At 48.6% G+C, this 2255-nt stretch carries 1 protein-coding gene; it reads right to left on the reverse strand.

Going from position 1 to position 2255, the window contains the following annotated elements:
- Positions 1-2255: beta strand repeat-containing protein (locus tag BC659_RS16730; protein WP_211340674.1), on the reverse strand; the 2255-nt coding region annotated here is incomplete at both ends.

A 2255-nucleotide genomic window follows, 5' to 3' on the forward strand; every position in this document is an offset into this window, starting at 1 on the left:
GCACTGATCGCTGCTGTCGGAACAGGATTAACTGATACTGTTGTTGATACTGATGCTGATGAACAACCTTCTGCACTGGTCGCTACTACGCTATATGTTCCTCCGTTTGATACGGTGATTGATGAAGTTGTTGCTCCATTGCTCCACAGGTAGCTCGCACCACCTGTTGCTGTCAAGGTTACAGATCCACCTGCACAGAATGTGGTCGGACCATCTGCACTGATCGCTGCTGTCGGAACAGGATTAACTGATACTGTTGTTGATACTGATGCTGATGAACAACCTTCTGCACTGGTCGCTACTACGCTATAAGTGCCTGCAGCTGATACGGTGATTGACGAAGTTGTTGCTCCATTGCTCCACAGATAGCTCGCACCACCTGTTGCTGTCAAGGTTACAGATCCACCTGCACAGAATGTGGTCGGACCATCTGCACTGATCGCTGCTGTCGGAACAGGATTAACTGTTACACTGCTTGATACCGATGCTGATGAACAACCATCTGCACTGGTCGCTACTACACTATATACACCACCACTGCTTACAGTGATTGATGAAGTTGTTGCTCCATTGCTCCACAGGTAGCTCGCACCACCTGTTGCTGTCAAGGTTACAGATCCACCTGCACAGAATGTAGTCGGACCATTCGCACTGATCGCTGCTGTCGGAACAGGATTAACTGTTACACTGGTTGATACCGATGCTGATGAACAACCTTCTGCACTGGTCGCTACTACACTATATACACCACCACTGCTTACAGTGATTGATGAAGTTGTTGCTCCATTGCTCCACAGATAGCTCGCACCACCTGTTGCTGTCAAGGTTACAGATCCACCTGCACAGAATGTAGTCGGACCATTCGCACTGATCGCTGCTGTCGGAACAGGATTAACTGATACACTGGTTGATACTGATGCTGATGAACAACCTTCTGCACTGGTTGCTACTACACTATAGGTTCCTCCGTTTGTTACGGTGATTGATGAAGTTGTTGCTCCATTGCTCCACAGATAGCTCGCACCACCTGTTGCAGTCAAGGTTACAGATCCACCTGCACAGAATGTAGTCGGACCATCTGCACTGATCGCTGCTGTCGGAACAGGATTAACTGTTACACTGCTTGATACCGATGCTGATGAACAACCTTCTGCACTGGTCGCTACTACACTATAAGTGCCTGCAGCTGATACAGTGATTGATGAAGTTGTTGCTCCATTGCTCCACAGATAGCTCGCACCACCTGTTGCTGTCAAGGTTACAGATCCACCTGCACAGAATGTGGTCGGACCATTTGCACTGATCGCTGCTGTCGGAACAGGATTAACTGATACTGTTGTTGATACTGATGCTGATGAACAACCTTCTGCACTGGTCGCTACTACACTATAGGTTCCTCCGTTTGTTACGGTGATTGATGAAGTTGTTGCTCCATTGCTCCACAGGTAGCTTGCACCACCTGTTGCAGTTAAGGTTACAGATCCGCCTGCACAGAATGTAGTCGGACCATTCGCACTGATCGCTGCTGTCGGAACAGGATTAACTGATACTGTTGTTGATACTGATGAAGAAGCACAACCTTCCGCACTGGTCGCTACTACACTATATGTTCCTCCGTTTGTTACGGTGATTGATGAAGTTGTTGCTCCATTGCTCCACAGGTAGCTTGCACCACCTGTTGCAGTTAAGGTTACAGATCCGCCTGCACAGAATGTAGTCGGACCATCTGCACTGATCGCTGCTGTCGGAACAGGATTAACTGTTACACTGGTTGATACCGATGCTGATGAACAACCTTCCGCACTGGTCGCTACTACACTATAGGTTCCTCCGTTTGTTACGGTGATTGATGAAGTTGTTGCTCCATTGCTCCACAGGTAGCTCGCACCACCTGTTGCAGTCAAGGTTACAGATCCACCTGCACAGAATGTGGTCGGACCATTCGCACTGATCGCTGCTGTCGGAACAGGATTAACTGTTACACTGCTTGATACCGATGCTGATGAACAACCTTCTGCACTGGTCGCTACTACACTATAAGTGCCTGCAGCTGATACGGTGATTGATGAAGTTGTTGATCCATTGCTCCACAGGTAGCTCGCACCACCTGTTGCTGTCAAGGTTACAGATCCGCCTGCACAGAATGTAGTCGGACCATCTGCACTGATCGCTGCTGTCGGAACAGGATTAACTGTTACACTGCTTGATACCGATGCTGATGAACAACCTTCTGCACTGGTCGCTACTACACTATA

The sequence above is a fragment of the Sediminibacterium goheungense genome (genome assembly GCF_004361915.1).
Classification (GTDB): domain Bacteria; phylum Bacteroidota; class Bacteroidia; order Chitinophagales; family Chitinophagaceae; genus Sediminibacterium; species Sediminibacterium goheungense.